This is a genomic window from Leifsonia sp., assembly GCF_051955155.1.
Taxonomy (GTDB): domain Bacteria; phylum Actinomycetota; class Actinomycetes; order Actinomycetales; family Microbacteriaceae; genus Leifsonia.
The window spans coordinates 1-15,159 of sequence record NZ_JBQCGZ010000066.1 but is presented as its reverse complement, the minus strand read 5'-3'; the positions used below and the strand labels follow the sequence as shown (position 1 = coordinate 15,159).

At 70.4% G+C, this 15,159-nt stretch carries 15 protein-coding genes; 6 read left to right on the top strand and 9 right to left on the bottom strand.

The annotated features are described in order from the left end of the window. Positions 1–100: 100 nt before the first annotated feature. Genes rfbA through ACTHMF_RS06660 form a run of 3 tightly spaced genes read right to left on the bottom strand, consistent with a single transcriptional unit; the run spans position 101 to position 3,442 of the window. Positions 101–964 carry a glucose-1-phosphate thymidylyltransferase RfbA gene (gene rfbA / locus ACTHMF_RS06670; RefSeq protein ID WP_440316795.1) on the bottom strand — a complete coding sequence of 288 codons (864 nt, stop codon included), beginning with the start codon at positions 962–964 and terminating at the stop codon, positions 101–103. Positions 965–979: 15 nt separating this feature from the next. Beyond that, the gene (locus ACTHMF_RS06665; RefSeq protein ID WP_314146548.1) at positions 980–1,585 is read right to left on the bottom strand and encodes a dTDP-4-dehydrorhamnose 3,5-epimerase family protein; all 606 of its coding nucleotides are present in this window, start codon (positions 1,583–1,585) and stop codon (positions 980–982) included. Positions 1,586–1,597: 12 nt separating this feature from the next. Beyond that, positions 1,598–3,442, bottom strand: coding sequence for a cell wall-binding repeat-containing protein (locus tag ACTHMF_RS06660; protein ID WP_440316794.1), 1,845 nt, complete (start codon positions 3,440–3,442; stop codon positions 1,598–1,600). Between the two features lie 105 nt (positions 3,443–3,547). On the opposite strand from ACTHMF_RS06660, the gene rfbB reads away from it, so the two are divergent. From rfbB to ACTHMF_RS06645, 3 genes are read left to right on the top strand one after another with little or no spacing between them, the layout of a single operon-like run. Next, entirely contained in the window at positions 3,548–4,537 is a 990-nt protein-coding gene (rfbB, locus tag ACTHMF_RS06655; protein WP_348786813.1) for a dTDP-glucose 4,6-dehydratase, read from the top strand. Further along, positions 4,537–5,415 carry a dTDP-4-dehydrorhamnose reductase gene (gene rfbD, locus ACTHMF_RS06650; RefSeq protein ID WP_440316793.1) on the top strand — a complete coding sequence of 293 codons (879 nt, stop codon included), beginning with the start codon at positions 4,537–4,539 and terminating at the stop codon, positions 5,413–5,415. Before rfbB ends, rfbD begins: the two co-directional genes overlap by 1 nt. After that, positions 5,387–6,532: a glycosyltransferase family 4 protein gene (locus tag ACTHMF_RS06645; protein WP_440316792.1), complete on the top strand. Its 1,146-nt coding sequence runs from the start codon at positions 5,387–5,389 to the stop codon at positions 6,530–6,532. The genes rfbD and ACTHMF_RS06645 overlap by 29 nt, the downstream gene beginning before the upstream one ends. Positions 6,533–6,602: 70 nt before the next feature. Here ACTHMF_RS06645 and ACTHMF_RS06640 read toward each other — a convergent pair whose 3' ends face one another. From ACTHMF_RS06640 to ACTHMF_RS06625, 4 genes are all read right to left on the bottom strand, one after another. Next, entirely contained in the window at positions 6,603–7,838 is a 1,236-nt protein-coding gene (locus ACTHMF_RS06640; RefSeq protein ID WP_440316791.1) for an acyltransferase family protein, read from the bottom strand. A gap of 108 nt (positions 7,839–7,946) precedes the next feature. After that, a complete protein-coding gene (locus tag ACTHMF_RS06635) occupies positions 7,947–9,296 on the bottom strand; it encodes an LCP family protein (protein ID WP_440316790.1) in 1,350 nt (449 codons plus the stop codon). Beyond that, positions 9,293–9,796, bottom strand: coding sequence for a 5-(carboxyamino)imidazole ribonucleotide mutase (gene purE / locus ACTHMF_RS06630; RefSeq protein ID WP_314146535.1), 504 nt, complete (start codon positions 9,794–9,796; stop codon positions 9,293–9,295). The genes ACTHMF_RS06635 and purE overlap by 4 nt, the downstream gene beginning before the upstream one ends. Before the next feature lie 66 nt (positions 9,797–9,862). After that, positions 9,863–11,053, bottom strand: a complete 1,191-nt coding sequence (locus ACTHMF_RS06625; RefSeq protein ID WP_440316796.1) for a 5-(carboxyamino)imidazole ribonucleotide synthase — start codon at positions 11,051–11,053, stop codon at positions 9,863–9,865. 73 nt (positions 11,054–11,126) lie between these two features. On the opposite strand from ACTHMF_RS06625, the gene ACTHMF_RS06620 reads away from it, so the two are divergent. Continuing rightward, positions 11,127–11,678 carry a GtrA family protein gene (locus tag ACTHMF_RS06620; RefSeq protein ID WP_440316789.1) on the top strand — a complete coding sequence of 184 codons (552 nt, stop codon included), beginning with the start codon at positions 11,127–11,129 and terminating at the stop codon, positions 11,676–11,678. On the opposite strand, the gene ACTHMF_RS06615 is transcribed toward ACTHMF_RS06620, so the two are convergent. Then, positions 11,640–12,188 carry a PH domain-containing protein gene (locus ACTHMF_RS06615; RefSeq protein WP_440316788.1) on the bottom strand — a complete coding sequence of 183 codons (549 nt, stop codon included), beginning with the start codon at positions 12,186–12,188 and terminating at the stop codon, positions 11,640–11,642. The genes ACTHMF_RS06620 and ACTHMF_RS06615 overlap by 39 nt on opposite strands. Positions 12,189–12,196: 8 nt before the next feature. Continuing rightward, the gene (locus ACTHMF_RS06610) at positions 12,197–12,958 is read right to left on the bottom strand and encodes a biotin--[acetyl-CoA-carboxylase] ligase (protein ID WP_440316787.1); all 762 of its coding nucleotides are present in this window, start codon (positions 12,956–12,958) and stop codon (positions 12,197–12,199) included. Positions 12,959–13,034: 76 nt separating this feature from the next. Between ACTHMF_RS06610 and ACTHMF_RS06605 the strand changes: the two genes are divergently transcribed. Both ACTHMF_RS06605 and ACTHMF_RS06600 read left to right on the top strand, forming a co-directional pair. Further along, positions 13,035–14,648, top strand: coding sequence for an acyl-CoA carboxylase subunit beta (locus ACTHMF_RS06605; RefSeq protein WP_440316786.1), 1,614 nt, complete (start codon positions 13,035–13,037; stop codon positions 14,646–14,648). Continuing rightward, positions 14,645–14,872: an acyl-CoA carboxylase subunit epsilon gene (locus tag ACTHMF_RS06600; RefSeq protein WP_314146529.1), complete on the top strand. Its 228-nt coding sequence runs from the start codon at positions 14,645–14,647 to the stop codon at positions 14,870–14,872. The genes ACTHMF_RS06605 and ACTHMF_RS06600 overlap by 4 nt, the downstream gene beginning before the upstream one ends. The last annotated feature ends 287 nt before the right edge of the window (positions 14,873–15,159 follow it).

The following is a 15,159-nucleotide window of genomic DNA, read 5'->3' as shown; positions in this document are numbered from 1 at the left end:
AACGCCGGGAGGACATCCTCGGAGCCGTAGCTGACCGTGACGACGGCTACCAGGGACCGGTCGAAGCCGGCCGACCCCGCCCCGAGCGCCCCGTCCGCCGTCATGCCTCGAGGAGTCGCTTCAGATACCGGCCGTAGCCGCGCTTGACAAGCGGCTCCGCCAGCTCGCCCAGTTGCTCGGCCGAGATCCAGCCGGCACGCCAGGCGATCTCCTCGACGCAGCCGATCTTGAAGCCCTGCCTGTCCTCGATGACGCGCACGTACTCCGACGCCTGCATCATCGACTCGAACGTCCCGGTGTCCAGCCAGGCGGTGCCGCGGTCGAGCACCTGCACCTGAAGCGTGCCCGCCTCCAGATACCGCTCGTTGACGGTGGAGATCTCCAGCTCGCCGCGCGCGCTCGGCGTGATGCTCTTCGCGATCCGCACGACGTCGTTGTCGTAGAAGTACAGACCGGGGACGGCGAAGTTGCTCTTCGGCTGCGCCGGCTTCTCCTCGATCGAGAGGGCCTTGAAGTCGTCGTCGAACTCCACGACGCCGTACGCGGTCGGGTCGCTCACCTGGTAGGCGAAGATCAGGGCGCCGTGGATGTCGCTGTGCGCCCGCAGCGCCGAGCCGAGGCCGGTGCCGTGGAAGATGTTGTCGCCGAGCACGAGCGCGACCGACTCGTCGCCGATGAACTCCTCGCCGATGATGAACGCCTGGGCGAGCCCGTCCGGCGACGGCTGCACGGCGTACTCGATCGTGATGCCGAGGTGCGACCCGTCGCCGAAGAGCGCCCGGAACTGGTCGTTGTACTCCGGCGTCGTGATGATCAGGATCTCGTTGATCCCCGCCATCATCAGCGTGGACAGCGGGTAGTAGACCATCGGCTTGTCGTAGATCGGCATGAGCTGCTTGGAGATGCCCTTGGTGATGGGCCACAGCCGCGTGCCGGAGCCGCCGGCGAGGATGATTCCGCGCATGTGTCGAGTGATTCCTTACTTGTCGTCGAGCGAGGCGTAGAACGCGCGCGCCGCGTCCCACGTCGGCAGCAGGCCGCTGGCGGCCGCGTCGGCCAGGTTCGGCGCCTCGGTGTCCTTCGGCGAGAGCAGCAGCTCCTGGGCGGGGACGGGGAACTCGAGGCCGATCTCGGGGTCGAGCGGGTTGATGCCGTGCTCGCGGGTCGGGTTGTAGACGTCGGTGACGAGGTAGCTCACGGTCGCGTCGTCGGTGAGCGCGACGAAGCAGTGGCCGACGCCCTCCGGCACGTAGATCGCCCGGCGGTCGGTGTCGTCGAGCAGCACCGAGTCCCACTTCCCGAACGTCGGGGAGCCGACGCGGATGTCGATCACGAAGTCCAGCACAGCACCGCGCGGGGCCATGACGTACTTGGCCTGGCTCGGCGGGATGTCGGCGAAGTGGATGCCGCGGACGGATCCGCGCCGCGACACCGAGGTGTTCCCCTGCTTGAGGTCGAGGGAGTGGCCGACGGCCTCCTCCAGCCGGTCGAACCGGTAGAACTCGAAGAAGAGTCCGCGGTCGTCGGCGTGCTGGACCGGGGTGATCTCGTAGGCGTCGGGGATGCTCAACTCGCGAATCTGCACTCCGGGAGTCTACTAACAGACGCTGAGCTTGCCATCCGCATCGCTCACCGATGCCGGGCCGCCGAGCAGGACGAGACGGGACGGGGTGCCGCCGAGGACGCCTGCGGCGGTCGCCGACGGGACGCAACCAGGGTTGACGATGTAGAGCGGGCTGTGCGCCTTGCCCGCGACCGCCGCGCCCGCGAGCGCGTCCGGGAAGTTGAGCGCGTTCGCGAGGTACGCGGACGGTGCGGTGCCGAAGGTCTTGTTCAGAGCGACGCTGACGGCGAACCGGTCGGGGCCCGAGTAGCGGACGACGCTCATGCCCGGCAGCTGCGAAATGCCCTGCTCGATGCCGGGCGAGACCGACGCCGGACCGCCCGCGATGCCGACCTTCGTGGTGTGCAGCGTCGTGAGGAGGTTCCTGGTGGCAGCGTCGAGCGAGCCGGCGGAGCCGTTGACGAGCAGGACGGGCGCGCTCGCGCTCCCGGCCACCGCCCCGGCGGAGAGCGCATCGGGGAAGTTGGCGCCCGTCGCGACGTAGACCGTCGGCGCGCTGCTCCCCCACTTCGCCGCGACGAGCGCACGCGAGACGGCGTAGCGGTCGGAACCGCCGAAACGCGTGACCGCGATGTGCCGGTCGGTCAGCGCGGTGACGACGGCGTCGGACACCGAGGCCGGGCCTCCGACGACGACGGCCTTGGTGGCGCCGAGCCGGCCGATCTCGGTGCTGACGACCGCGGGCAGTCCGCCGGGCCGGGTGAGCAGCACGGGGGCGTTGTCCTTCGCTGCGGCCGGCGCCGCACTCAGCGCGTCGGGGAAGTTCTCGCCGTTCGCGATGTAGACGGTGCCGGAGCCGGACGGGAAGGCCGCCTTCGAGGAGTTCACCGACACCTCGTAGCGGTCGGCTCCGCCGGCGCGGCTGAGAGTGGGCACCATCCCGGCGTTGGGGTCGCCGAACCACTGCGTGTAGAGGCCCCAGAAGTTGCGGTTGCCGTACTCCGAGCAGGCGTCGCCGTCGCCGAAGAAGTCCTTGATGGCGGCCGCATCCGGCTGGTACGGCGTGTAGTAGTACAGAGCGGCGGTCGCCTTGTTCCAGATGGCGACCGGGCCGGTGCCGCAGTTCAAGGCGGGCTTGGAGGAGAACGGGATGCGGCTGACGGCGTGGACCGGGTACCAGTCGAAGTAGTCGCTTGTCGATCCGGGGTTGGCGTAGCGCTTGAACTGCCAGGCCGCGCCGTAGACCTGCGCGAAGAAGCCCTTCGTGTCGGGGTCGCAGCCGACTCCCGGGTCGTCGGGGCACGCGTACCCGGTCGCGTAGTCGTACTGGGTCTGCGACGGCCAGTCGTCGGAGACGAGGCCCTGCTCCTTCTGCAGAAGGGTGACGAGAACGCCGGGATTGATCCCGCACGAGGAGCCAACCGTCGCGATGATGGTGGCAGCGGACTGCGTGCCGGACGCGCTATAGCCGGCGCACATGTCGTCAGCGGGTCGGTCGGCGGTGGGCGCCCGGAAGTCGTCCAGGCAGGTGTAGCCGGTCCGGCAGGCCGGGACGGTGTTGTTCAGGAAGGTCTGGACCTGCGCGGCGGTGAGCGCGGCCCCGTTGTAGAAGACGGCATCGCTCATCAGCTTGCCGACCGCGAACTTCGACGCGTCGACCGTGCCTCCGGCGTAGGTCGAGAACCCGGGCGAAGCCGGCTTCTCCGCCTTCGGCGAGCGCGTCAGCCCGCTCGCGGCCTCCGCCTTCGCGACCGCCGCATAGTAGGCGTTCGCGCGCGACGCGTCCTGATCGTCCGGCGCTCCCGCCGCGTTCGCGGTCGTCACCCCTGTGAGCGCGAGCACTCCGGACACGACGACGGTGATGACACGCTTCAGCACAGGTGTTCCCCTCCACCTTGCGCCCGCCGTGGGCGCAGACCGGGGCAGTCTATGCCCAGCCGCTCGGCGGAACGCTTCCGCCACCCCGCTACAATCGGACGCATTATGAAGATTCTCGTCACCGGTGGCGCCGGGTTCATCGGCTCCAACTTCGTCCGCCGCACCCTCCAGGACGCCTACCCGGGCCTGGAAGGCGCCGAGGTCGTCGTCCTGGACGCCCTGACCTACTCTGGCAACCTGGCGAACCTCGCTCCCGTGGCCGACTCGCCCCGCTACACCTTCGTGAAGGGCGACATCCGCGACGGCGGCCTGCTGGACGAGCTGTTCCCGTCGATCGACGCCGTCGTCCACTTCGCGGCCGAGTCGCACGTCGACCGCTCGGTCCGCGACGCGTCGATCTTCGTCGAGACCAACGTGCTCGGCACGCAGCAGCTGCTCGACGCGGCCCTGCGCAACAAGGTGGAGCGCTTCGTGCACGTCTCGACCGACGAGGTCTACGGCTCCATCGCCGAGGGCTCCTGGGCGGAGGACCGGCCGTTGGAGCCGAACTCCCCCTACTCCGCGTCGAAGGCGGGCAGCGACCTGCTCGCCCGCAGCTACTTCCGCACCCACGGCCTCAACCTGTCCATCACCCGCTGCTCGAACAACTACGGCCCGTACCACTTCCCCGAGAAGGTCATCCCGCTGTTCGTCACGAACCTCATCGACGACAAGCACGTCCCGCTGTACGGCGAGGGCAACAACATCCGCGACTGGCTGCACGTCGACGACCACACCCGCGGCATCGCGATGGTGCTCGTGAACGGCCGCGCCGGCGAGATCTACAACATCGGCGGCGGCACCGAGCTGACCAACAAGGAGCTCACGCAGCTGCTCCTGGATGCGACGGGCAAGGACTGGTCGTACGTCGACCGCGTCGCCGACCGCCTCGGTCACGACCTGCGCTACTCGGTCGACATCTCCAAGATCCAGTCGGAGCTCGGCTACGAGCCGCTCGTGCCGTTCCAGCAGGGACTGGCCGACGTCGTGCAGTGGTACCGCGACAACCGCGACTGGTGGGAGCCGCTGAAGGCCCGCGCCGCGCTCGACAACTGATGCGCGTCCTCATCGCCGGCGCCGCCGGGATGCTCGGCCAGGACCTGCAGAAGGCCCTCGCCGGGCACGAGGTGACGGCCCTGCGCCGCGCCGACCTGGACGTGACCGACCGGGACGCGGTGCTCGCCGCGGTCCCCGGTCACGACGTCGTGATCAACGCGTCCGCCTACACCAAGGTGGACGACGCCGAGACGCACGAGGACGACGCGTACGCGATCAACGCGCTCGGCACCGAGAACCTCGCCATCGCGTCCGCCGCGGCGGGCGCCCGGTTCGTCACGGTCTCGACCGACTACGTGTTCGACGGCCACGCCACCGAGCCGTACGCCGAGGACACCCCGCGCGACCCCATCAACGCCTACGGCCGCACGAAGGCGGCGGGCGAGGAGCTGGCACTCGCCGCGCACCCGGACGGCACCTTCATCGTCCGCACCGCGTGGCTGTACGGCGCGGGCGGACCGAACTTCGCGCGCACGATGGTGAAGCTGGCCGGAAGCCACGAGACCGTCAGCGTCGTCGCCGACCAGATCGGGCAGCCGACGTGGACGGGCGACCTCGCCGAGCGCATCGTCGCGATGCTCGACGCGGACGCGCCGGCCGGCGTCTACCACGGCACCAACTCCGGCCGCGCGAGCTGGTACGACTTCGCCAAAGCGGTCTTCAGCGCGGCCGGATTGGACCCTGATAGGGTCACACCGACCGACAGCGCCACGTTCGTGCGGCCCGCGCCACGGCCCTCGTTCTCCGTGCTCGGACACGAGGCCTGGGCGAAGGCCGGCCTCGCGCCGATGCGGTCCTGGGAGGACGCGCTCGCGGACGCGGCGCGCCATGGAGTGCTGGAGCTGGAGAATGACGACACTCACGGTGGTGGTCGATGAGCTGATCGGTGACGCTCCCGGCGGCACGCGCCGCTACACCGAGGAGCTCACCCGTCAGCTGATCGCGACCGCGCCCGCGGGCTGCGATGTGCACGCGATCATCTCGAACGTCTCCGACGAGCAGCTGGAGGAGGTCCGCCGCCTGCTGCCCGGCGTCGCTGAGGTGACTCGCCTGCCGCTGGGCCGCCGCGAGCTCACCGTCGCCTGGCAGTCCGGCATCCGCGTCGGCGGCGTGCGCGGGATGGTGCACGCGCCGAGCCTGCTCGCCCCGCTGCGCAAGCACGACACGGCGGAGGGCGACCAGCTCACCGTGACCATCCACGACACGCTCGCGTGGACGCATCCCGACGCGCTCGGCACTGCCGCGGCGATGTGGACGAAGGCGATGGCGAAGCGCGCGAGGAAGCACGCCGACGCGATCGTCGTCCCGTCGCACGCCGTCGCCGACCGCCTCGCCGACGTGCTCGACTTCGGCGACCGCGTGCGCGTCATCGGCGGCGCCCCCGCCGCCACGCTGCGCCTGCCCGCGGACGCGGACGAGCGCGCCGAGCGCCTCGGCCTCCCCGCGTCCTACGCGTTCAGCCTCGGCTCGATCTCGCCGCGCAAGGGCATCGCCCCGCTGATCCGCGCCGTCGCCCGCCCGGAGGCGCACGGCATCCCGCTGCTCATCGCCGGCCCGGACCGCTACGGAGACGGCACGGCGACCGGGGTCGCGGCCGCGGCGGGGCTCCCGGAGGACCGCGTGCGGACGCTCGGCCACCTCGACGACGCCGACCTGGCCGTCGCGCTCGACCGCGCCACCCTGTTCGTCTACCCCAGCGTCGCCGAGGGCTTCGGGCTCCCGGTGGTGGAGGCGTTCAAGTTCGGGCTGCCGGTGATCCACTCGGACGACCCCGCGCTCGTGGAGGTCTCGGGAGGCGCGAGCCTGGTCGTGGAGCGCCCCGCCTCCGCCGAGGACGAGGACGGCTACAGCGAGCGCCTCGCCGCCGCCATCGGGCGCGTGCTCGACGACGCCGAGCTGCGCTCGCGCCTGGGCGTGCTCGCCTCCGACCGCGCGCGCGCGTTCAGCTGGAGAGACTCGGCCGAGCGCGTCTGGCAGCTGCACGCCGACCTCTGACGGAGCCGCGACCGTTCCCCTTCGGTGCGTCCGCCCCTGTTCGAGCGGGTCGCAAACGTACCGAACAGGGTCAGCGGGAGGTGCTGCCCGCCTCGACCTCGTCGCGGCTGCGCGAGGGCTGCTGCTCGGTGGAGTCCTCGCGGCCGAACCAGCTGGCGTAGCGGCGCGACGCCCAGGCGCCGACCGACTTGGACCAGCCGTGGCTGCGCTGCTCCACCAGCCAGGTGAAGCCCAGCGCGACGAGCACCGCGAGCGGGATCGCGAACAGCAGCGGGACGTACCAGGTCTGCCCGGCGAACAGGTAGGTGCTGAAGATGATGATCGGCACGTGGACGAGGTACAGGCTGAACGAGATCCGGCCGGCGAACTGCAGCGGGGCCGACTCGAACGCCGCGCGCAGCGGCTTCCAGCCGAGCGCGGCGACCACGAGGCCCGCGGCCGCGAGCGGCACCAGGCCCTTGAACACGGCCACCAGCTCGGTCATCCCGGAGACGGCGGGGCCGACGAGCCACGGTCCGATCAGCAGCATCGCGCTGCCGACCGTGAGCGCGGCCCAGATCGGGTGCCGCCACCAGTGCGTGTTGATGCGGTCAGCGACGTTCCGGACGGCGTCCATCCGCACCGCGATCACGGCGCCGACGAAGAACGCCGGCAGGTACTCCATCTCGGCGGAACCGGCGCGGGCGCCGAGCCAGGTGATGGCGCACGCGGCGAGCCGGCCGGCGATCCACCACTTGCGCACCGCGATCGCCGCGATCGCGAAGACCGGGAGCAGCAGCGAGAAGACGAGCTCCCAGCGCAGCGACCACAACGGGTTGTTGATCTGGCCGTCGCCGCCGAGCAGGTCGACCGCCTTGACGATGTACTCCCACGAGAAGTTCGGGGTGGAGGAGCTGCTCAGCCAGGTGTCCTTCGGCTGGGTGGAGATCTGCGGGATCGCGGCGACCCACACCGCGGCGAGCAGCACGGACGCGGCGACCGGCACCATCAGGCGCACGACGCGGCGGGGGAAGTAGGCCACCCAGTCGAAGCCGCGCTTGCGCACGGCGGGCAGCGTCACGACGAGACCGGAGAGCACGAAGAACACGATCACCGACTCGACACCGGCCGAGAACAGCTTCAGCGGGGTGTAGCTGATCCACCACATCGGCGAGCCGACGGGCGCGTTCCCGCCGCCCGGGGCCCCCGGGAAGTCGGGGTTCGTGTACAGCGCGTGGTGGAACAGCACAACGACGGCCGCAAGCCCGCGCAGCCCGTCGAGCGCGGTCAGCCGCCCGCTCGCCTTGGTCACCGAGTTCTCTGCCACACTTCCACCTGTACCCGCCATAGGGCGGCGACGGTACCCAGGCAGCCTGGGCAGTCCCTGTGACCTGTTCAGGGGTCAGCTGGACGCGACAGCAGGTGAGGCGAGAACTTAGTTGCCCGGTTTCGCCGGCGCGACGGCTTTGCGCACCAGCTCGTGGATCTGCGTGTAGTCGGGCTCTTCCGGGTTGATCGTCGGCGGCACCAGTTCGAGCTTGTCCACCGGCAGTTTCCTGGTCTTCATCCCCAGATCGACGAAGTAGCCGAGCATCGACTGCGGGATGTCCGTCTTCATCACCTGAGCGCCCGCCTTGGCGATGCCCTCGAACTTGGAGACGACGTTCACCGGGTTCACCTGCTGCAGGATCGCGTCCTGCAGCTGGCGCTGCCTGGCCATCCTGTCGTAGTCGCTGGTGCCGTGCCTGGCCCGCGCGTACCACTGGGCGTGGTAGCCGTCCATGTGGTGCTTCCCCGGCTCGATCCACTCCACGACGCCGTTCAGATTCTCGTCGCCGCCGATCGGCACCCGGTCCTTGACCGTGATGTCGACGCCGCCGAGCGCGTCGACGAGGTCGGCGAAGCCCTGCATGTCGATGAGCACGTAGTACTGGATGGTCAGCCCGGTCGCGCCCTCGAGCGCGTCCCGCATGGCCTCGATGCCCGGCTCGCTGCCCTTCTTCTTCGCGTCCGGATACAGGTCGGACTTGTAGGTCTCGACCTCGGTGTAGATGGAGTTCAGCTGGCAGACGTCGACGTCGCAGCGGTCGTCGTAGCCGTAGCCGTCCGGGTACAGCGCGTGCAGCGGCGACGAGGACGGGAACGGCACCGGGTCGAGGTCGCGCGGCAGGCCGATGGTGACCGCCTTGCCCGTGCTCGCGTCGATGCTGACGATCGACATCGAGTCCGGCCGCAGTCCCTCGCGGTCGGGGCCGGCGTCGCCGCCGAGCAGCATGATGTTGTACCGCCCGTCCACCGGAGGCTCGGACGGGCCGGCGCCGAAGATGTCGCCGAGCGCGCCGCGCGCGGATCCGGCGACGACCGAGCCGTAGCCGGCGGTCCCGGCCAGGCCGACCAGCACCAGGACGGCGAAAGCCGCGATCCAGCCTCGCGCGTTCGGATGCGCGCGCACCAGGCGGACCAGCCGCAGGGTGTCCAGCGTCAGCACCACCCAGAGCACGGCGTACAGGATGAGCGCGATCTGCACGACCGTGAGGCTGCCCGCCTGGGTCGCGAGCGTGTACACGGTGGAGGGGGTGACCAGCGCCACCAGCAGTCCGATCAGCACCAGCAGCCAGAGCAGCAGGGTCGCGACGATGCCGACCCGGCCGAGCCGCCGGTCACCGGCGACGAGCTGAGCGGACCCCGGCAGCAGGATGTTCATCCCGACGAGCCACCAGCCGCGCTTCGTCATCAGGTGCGGCGAGCTGGCGTCCGGGTTGCGGAGCGGCGTCGCGGTGGTCATAGCCGGGCTTTGAGTGCCGCGTTCTTCTCTTCGACACTCGCCTCGAGGTCGGCGGCGAACCGCTCCAGGGCCTCGGCGAGAGCGGTGTCGGCGGTCGCGAGGATCTTGACCGCGAGCAGGCCGGCGTTCCTCGCTCCCCCGATGGACACGGTGGCGACCGGGACGCCGGCCGGCATCTGCACGATGGAGAGCAGGGAATCCAGTCCGTCCAGGCGCGCGAGCGGAACGGGGACGCCGACGACGGGCAGCGTCGTCACGGCGGCGAGCATGCCGGGCAGGTGCGCGGCGCCGCCGGCTCCCGCGATGATGACGCGGATGCCGCGCGAGGCGGCGACCTTGCCGAACTCGATCATCTTCTCGGGCGTGCGGTGCGCGGAGACGACCTCGACCTCGTGCTCGACCCCGAACTCGGTGAGCAGCCGGGACGCCTCCTGCATCACCGACCAGTCCGAGTCGGAGCCCATCACGACGGACACCAGGGGGTGAGAGGGAGTGGGCATGGTGAACATGCTAGGGGCGGCCGGAGGTGCGGCCCGGTAATGCATGCGGCCCGTCGCCTGGCGCGCTCAGCCCTCGAAGAAGGCGGCCGCCGCCCGCGCCCGGTACACGACGTCGTCGAGGTCGTCGCCTGCGACCGTCACGTGGCCGACCTTGCGGCCGGGGCGCGGCGCCTTCCCGTAGCCGTGGAACTTGGCCTCGGGATGCGCGGCGAGCGCCGCCGGGTAGCGGTCCTGCAAGGTGCCCTCCGCGGGACCGCCGAGGATGTTGACCATCACCGACCACTCCTCGCGCGGCGCCGTCGCGCCGAGCGGCAGGTCGAGCACGGCGCGCAGGTGCTGCTCGAACTGGCTGGTCACCGCGCCCTCGATGGACCAGTGCCCACTGTTGTGCGGGCGCATCGCGAGCTCGTTGATCAGGACGCGGCCGTCCGTGGTCTCGAACAGCTCGACGGCGAGCACGCCGGTCACGCCGAGCCCGTCGGCGACGGCGCGCGCGATCTCCGCGGCCGCCTTCGCGACGCGGCCCTGCGAACCGGGCGCCGGCGCGATCACCTCGGCGCAGACGCCGTCGCGCTGCACGGTCTCCACGACCGGCCAGGCCGCGACCTCGCCGGAGGGCCTGCGCGCGACCAGCTGCGCGAGCTCCCGCCGGAACGGGACGAGCTCCTCCACCAGCAGCGCGCCGCCGCGGCCGTCCTCGGCGAGCGCGAGGAACCAGTCGTCCGCTCCTGTCGGGTCGGAGACGACGCGGACGCCCTTGCCGTCGTAGCCGCCGCGGGCCGTCTTCACGACGGCCCAGCCGCCGTGGTCGTTCAGGAACGCGGCGAGCTCGTCGGCGTTCTCCACCGCTGCCCAGTCCGGGACCGGCAGCCCCAGCTCGGTGAGCCCGGCGCGCATCTGCAGCTTGTCCTGTGCGTAGAGCAGGGCGTCGGGGCCGGGGTGCACGGGGACGCCGCGCGAGACCAGCTCGCGCAGGATCGCCGGCGGGACGTGCTCGTGGTCGAAGGTGATCACGTCCACCGTCTCGGCGAAGGCGAGCACGGTGTCCAGGTCGCGGTAGTCGCCGACGCCGGTCGCGGCGAGGTCGGCACTCATGCCCTCCGCCTCCTCGAGCACGGAGATCTCGATGCCCAGTTCGACCGCCGGAGGGATCATCATCCTGGCCAGCTGACCGCCGCCGATCACGCCAACTCTGTTCCTGGCCATCGCCTCTGCTTCTCCTCGATACTCTTCACGGTGCCCGCGGGCAACTCCCAGACACGCGGTCCTGCACTCGCGTAGTGTGACGAACGCACGCACTCCCTATCTTCCCGCATCACCAGGCTGGAGCATGACGACACAGAAGACCGGCCCCGGGCGCAGGGCGCCACTCCTCCCGCAGCTGATCAAGTTCGGCGCGGTCGGTGCCGTCGGGTTCGTCGTCAACCTGGTCGTCTTCAACGTGATGCTGCTGATCGTGCTGCGGGGTGTTCCGCACGCGACCATCTACTCCACGGTCATCGCGACCCTCGTCGCCATCGCCGCGAACTGGGTGGGCAACCGGTTCTGGGCGTTCTCCGGCCAGCGACAGCAGAACGCGACCAGGGAGGGCCTCGAGTTCTTCGTGGTGAGCCTCGCCGGGATGGGCATCCCGCTGCTGTGCGTGTGGGTCTCGCACTACCTGCTCGCTCTGACCTCGCCGATCGCCGACAACATCTCGGCCAACGGCGTCGGGCTGGTGCTCGGAATGCTGTTCCGGTTCGCGTTCTACCGCTGGTGGGTGTTCTCCCCCGCCCGTTCGGCCGCCGGCCGGGCCGCGGCCAAGGCTAGGGCGGACGAGCCGGCCACGGTCACGTCGCCGACGCTAGCGGGATCCCCAGACGGTGGTCTCGTCGGAGACTGACTCCGACTGCTGCCGGCGCAGCGCCACCACGGTCTGCGCGTGCTCCATCAGCTCGCTCAGCGCGCTCTGCACCTGATCGGCCTTCGGCACGTCCTTCAGCACGACCGGGTGGTCGAGCCCGGAGTTGATGCGCACATCCCCCGAGCGGAAGATGCTCTGCAGCCAGGTGCGGCGCACCGCGACGTCGTAGCCGCGGCTGTGCAGCAGCTCCTGGCGGACGCGCACGAAGAAGCCATGCCGGATGATGAGCCGGCGCGTGGTGATCGTGTACCGCCTGCTCAGCCAGGAGGCGAGCGGCAGCAGGAAGAGCAGGAGCAGGACGGCGGCGGCCGCCGACCACAGCAGCACGATCTCCCAGACCTCGCCCAGGCGGCCGGCGAAGTAGCCGGCGGCCCCGCTCGCGGCGATCAGCGCGAGGCTCGGCCAGAACAGCGCCCTGGCGTTCGGACGCAGGCGTGCGATCACCCGCTCCGGCGGCTGGGCGGGGGCCGACTCCCCTGTGCTGCTCATGCTTCCCATTAATAGCGCAGGTGCGTCACGTCGCCCGCCGCGACCGCGGTGCGGCCCGCATCCGACTCGACGACGAGCCGTCCGGAGGCGTCGATGTCGACGGCGGTACCCAGCAGGATGTCGCCGCCGGGCAGCTCGACGCGCACCGAGCGGCCGATGGTGTGGCAGGCGGCGGCCACCGAGTCGCGCAGCGCGCTGCGTTCGGGGTCGCCCGACGCGGCGGTGAACTCGCGGTAGAGCACGGTGAGCTCGGTGAGGTAGGCCGCGAGCACCGCGTCCGGGTCCGGCTCGCCGCCTCCGGCGAGCAGCAGGGAGGTCGCGGTCTCGGTCGGCAGCTCGTCGGCGCCGAGGGTGAGGTTCACGCCGGAGCCGACGACGACCCCGGACATGCCGGGCAGCAGCTCGCACAGGATGCCGCAGACCTTCGACCCGTCGATCAGCACGTCGTTCGGCCACTTCAGCTCGACCTCGCGCGGCACGAACCCGGAGAGCGCCCTGCTCATCGCGAGGCCCGCCAGCAGCGGGAACCAGCCGAAGGCCTCGGGCGGCAGTCCGACGGGCTTCAGCAGCACCGAGATCGCGAGCGCCTTGCCGGGCGGGCTCACCCAGACCCGGCCGAGGCGCCCCCGGCCGCCGGTCTGGTTGTCGGTCAGGATCACCGAAAGATCGGGCAGATCGCCCGCCCTTTGCTGCATGACGTCGTTGGTGGAGGCGGCCGATTCGAGCACCTCGACGACCGGGACGACGGCGCGGCTGCGACGGTAGCTCATTGCTCCAGTCTGCCAGTGTGCGGCCGCGGATTTGTAGGGAATCCTCAACGGCATCGCTCATCCACTGGCCGGTAGAGTGAACGGCGTGACCGACACCGAAGCATGGCAGACCCCCGACCTCTCCACGACCGCCGGCAAGCTCGCCGACCTCAAGGAGCGCTTCCACGAGGCCGTGACCGCCAGCGGGCAGACCGCGATCGAGAAGCAGCACGCCAAGGGCAAGCTCACCGCGCGCGAGCGCATCGACCTGCTGCTCGACCCGGGTTCGTTCGTCGAATTCGACGAGTTCGTCCGCCACCGCACGCACGCGTTCGGCATGGAGGCGAAGCGTCCGTACGGCGACGCTGTCGTCACCGGCGTCGGCACCATCCACGGCCGCAACGTCGCCGTGTTCAGCCAGGACTTCACCATCTTCGGCGGCTCGCTCGGCGAGGTCGCCGGCGAGAAGATCATCAAGGTGATGGACCACGCCATCAAGACCGGCGTGCCGATGATCGGCATCCTCGACTCCGGCGGCGCGCGCATCCAGGAGGGCGTGGTCGCGCTCGGCAAGTACGGCGAGATCTTCCGTCGCAACACGGCCGCGTCCGGCGTCATCCCGCAGATCTCGATCGTGATGGGCCCCGCCGCCGGCGGCGCCGTCTACTCCCCCGCGCTCACCGACTTCGTGATCATGGTGGACAAGTCCAGCCACATGTTCGTCACGGGCCCGGACGTCATCAAGACGGTCACCGGCGAGGACGTCGGCTTCGAGGAGCTCGGCGGCGCGCTCACCCACAACAAGGTGTCCGGCGTCTCGCACTACCTCGCGAGCGATGAGGAGGACGCGCTCGACTACGCGCGCACCCTGCTCAGCTACCTGCCGCAGAACAACCTGTCCGAGCTGCCGCAGTTCGAGTCGGAGCCGGAGCTGGAGATCACCGACGCCGACCAGCGCCTGAACACGGTCATCCCGGACTCGCCGAACCAGCCGTACGACGTCAAGGCGATCATCGAGGGCATCGTCGACGACGGCGAATTCCTCGAGGTGCAGCCGCTGTTCGCCCCGAACATCGTGATCGGCTTCGCCAGGGTCGAGGGCCGCTCCGTGGGCATCGTCGCGAACCAGCCGAGCTCGATGGCCGGAACGCTCAACATCGACGCCGGGGAGAAGGCGTCCCGGTTCGTCCGGTTCTGCGACGCGTTCGGCATCCCGATCCTCACGCTCGTGGACGTGCCCGGCTACCTGCCCGGCACCGACCAGGAGTGGACCGGCGTGATCCGCCGTGGGGCCAAGCTGCTCTACGCGTACGCCGAGGCGACCGTCCCGCTGGTCACGATCATCACGCGCAAGGCCTACGGCGGCGCGTACATCGTCATGGGCTCCAAGCAGCTCGGCGCGGACATCAACCTGGCCTGGCCGACCGCCGAGATCGCCGTGATGGGCGGTCAGGGCGCGGTCAACATCCTCTACCGCGGCGAGATCAAGCGCGCGGAGGAGGCCGGCGAGGATGTCGCCGCCGTCCGTGCGCGGCTCGCCAACGAGTACACCTACAACGTGGCGAGCCCGTTCCTGGCCGCAGAGCGCGGCGAGCTGGACGGCGTGATCGAGCCGGCCGCGTCCCGGATCTCCGTCATCAAGGCGCTGCGGGCGCTGCGCACCAAGCGCGCGTCGATGCCGCCGAAGAAGCACGGGAACATCCCGCTGTGAGCGAGCCCCTCGACCCGTCGCAGATCCGGTTCGTCACGCGCGGCGTGACCCCGGAGGAGATCGCCGCGGTCACCGCCGTGCTCACCGCGGCTGCGGCCGAGCAGGCCGCCGCCGCGGAGGAGGCGAGGCCGCAGGCCGGCCCCGACGCCTGGGAGCGCAGCCGCCGTCAGCTGCGCGGCCCGCTGCATCCCGGCCCCGGGATGTGGCGCTCGTTCTCGGGCTGACCCCTGCCCTGTACCCCGGTCGGCGCGTCCCCCACTGTGGGGACACGCGGGATTCCGCGCGTCCGCCTGGGAGCCAGGACCGGTGGCGTCCCCCTGGTGTCCTCCAAAATGACGACTTTGTATTTACTGGGAACGCCAGCAATATGGTTATTGCTAGGTGTCTCTCCTCGTGAGTCACACCGCCAATCACTCGCCGACTAGGGTAAGCGGGCGAGTGCTTTGGGGGCGAGTCAGGGCGATATTCGGGTTGTCGCCCTGACTCGGGGTTTGAAAAGGGGCCGACAATT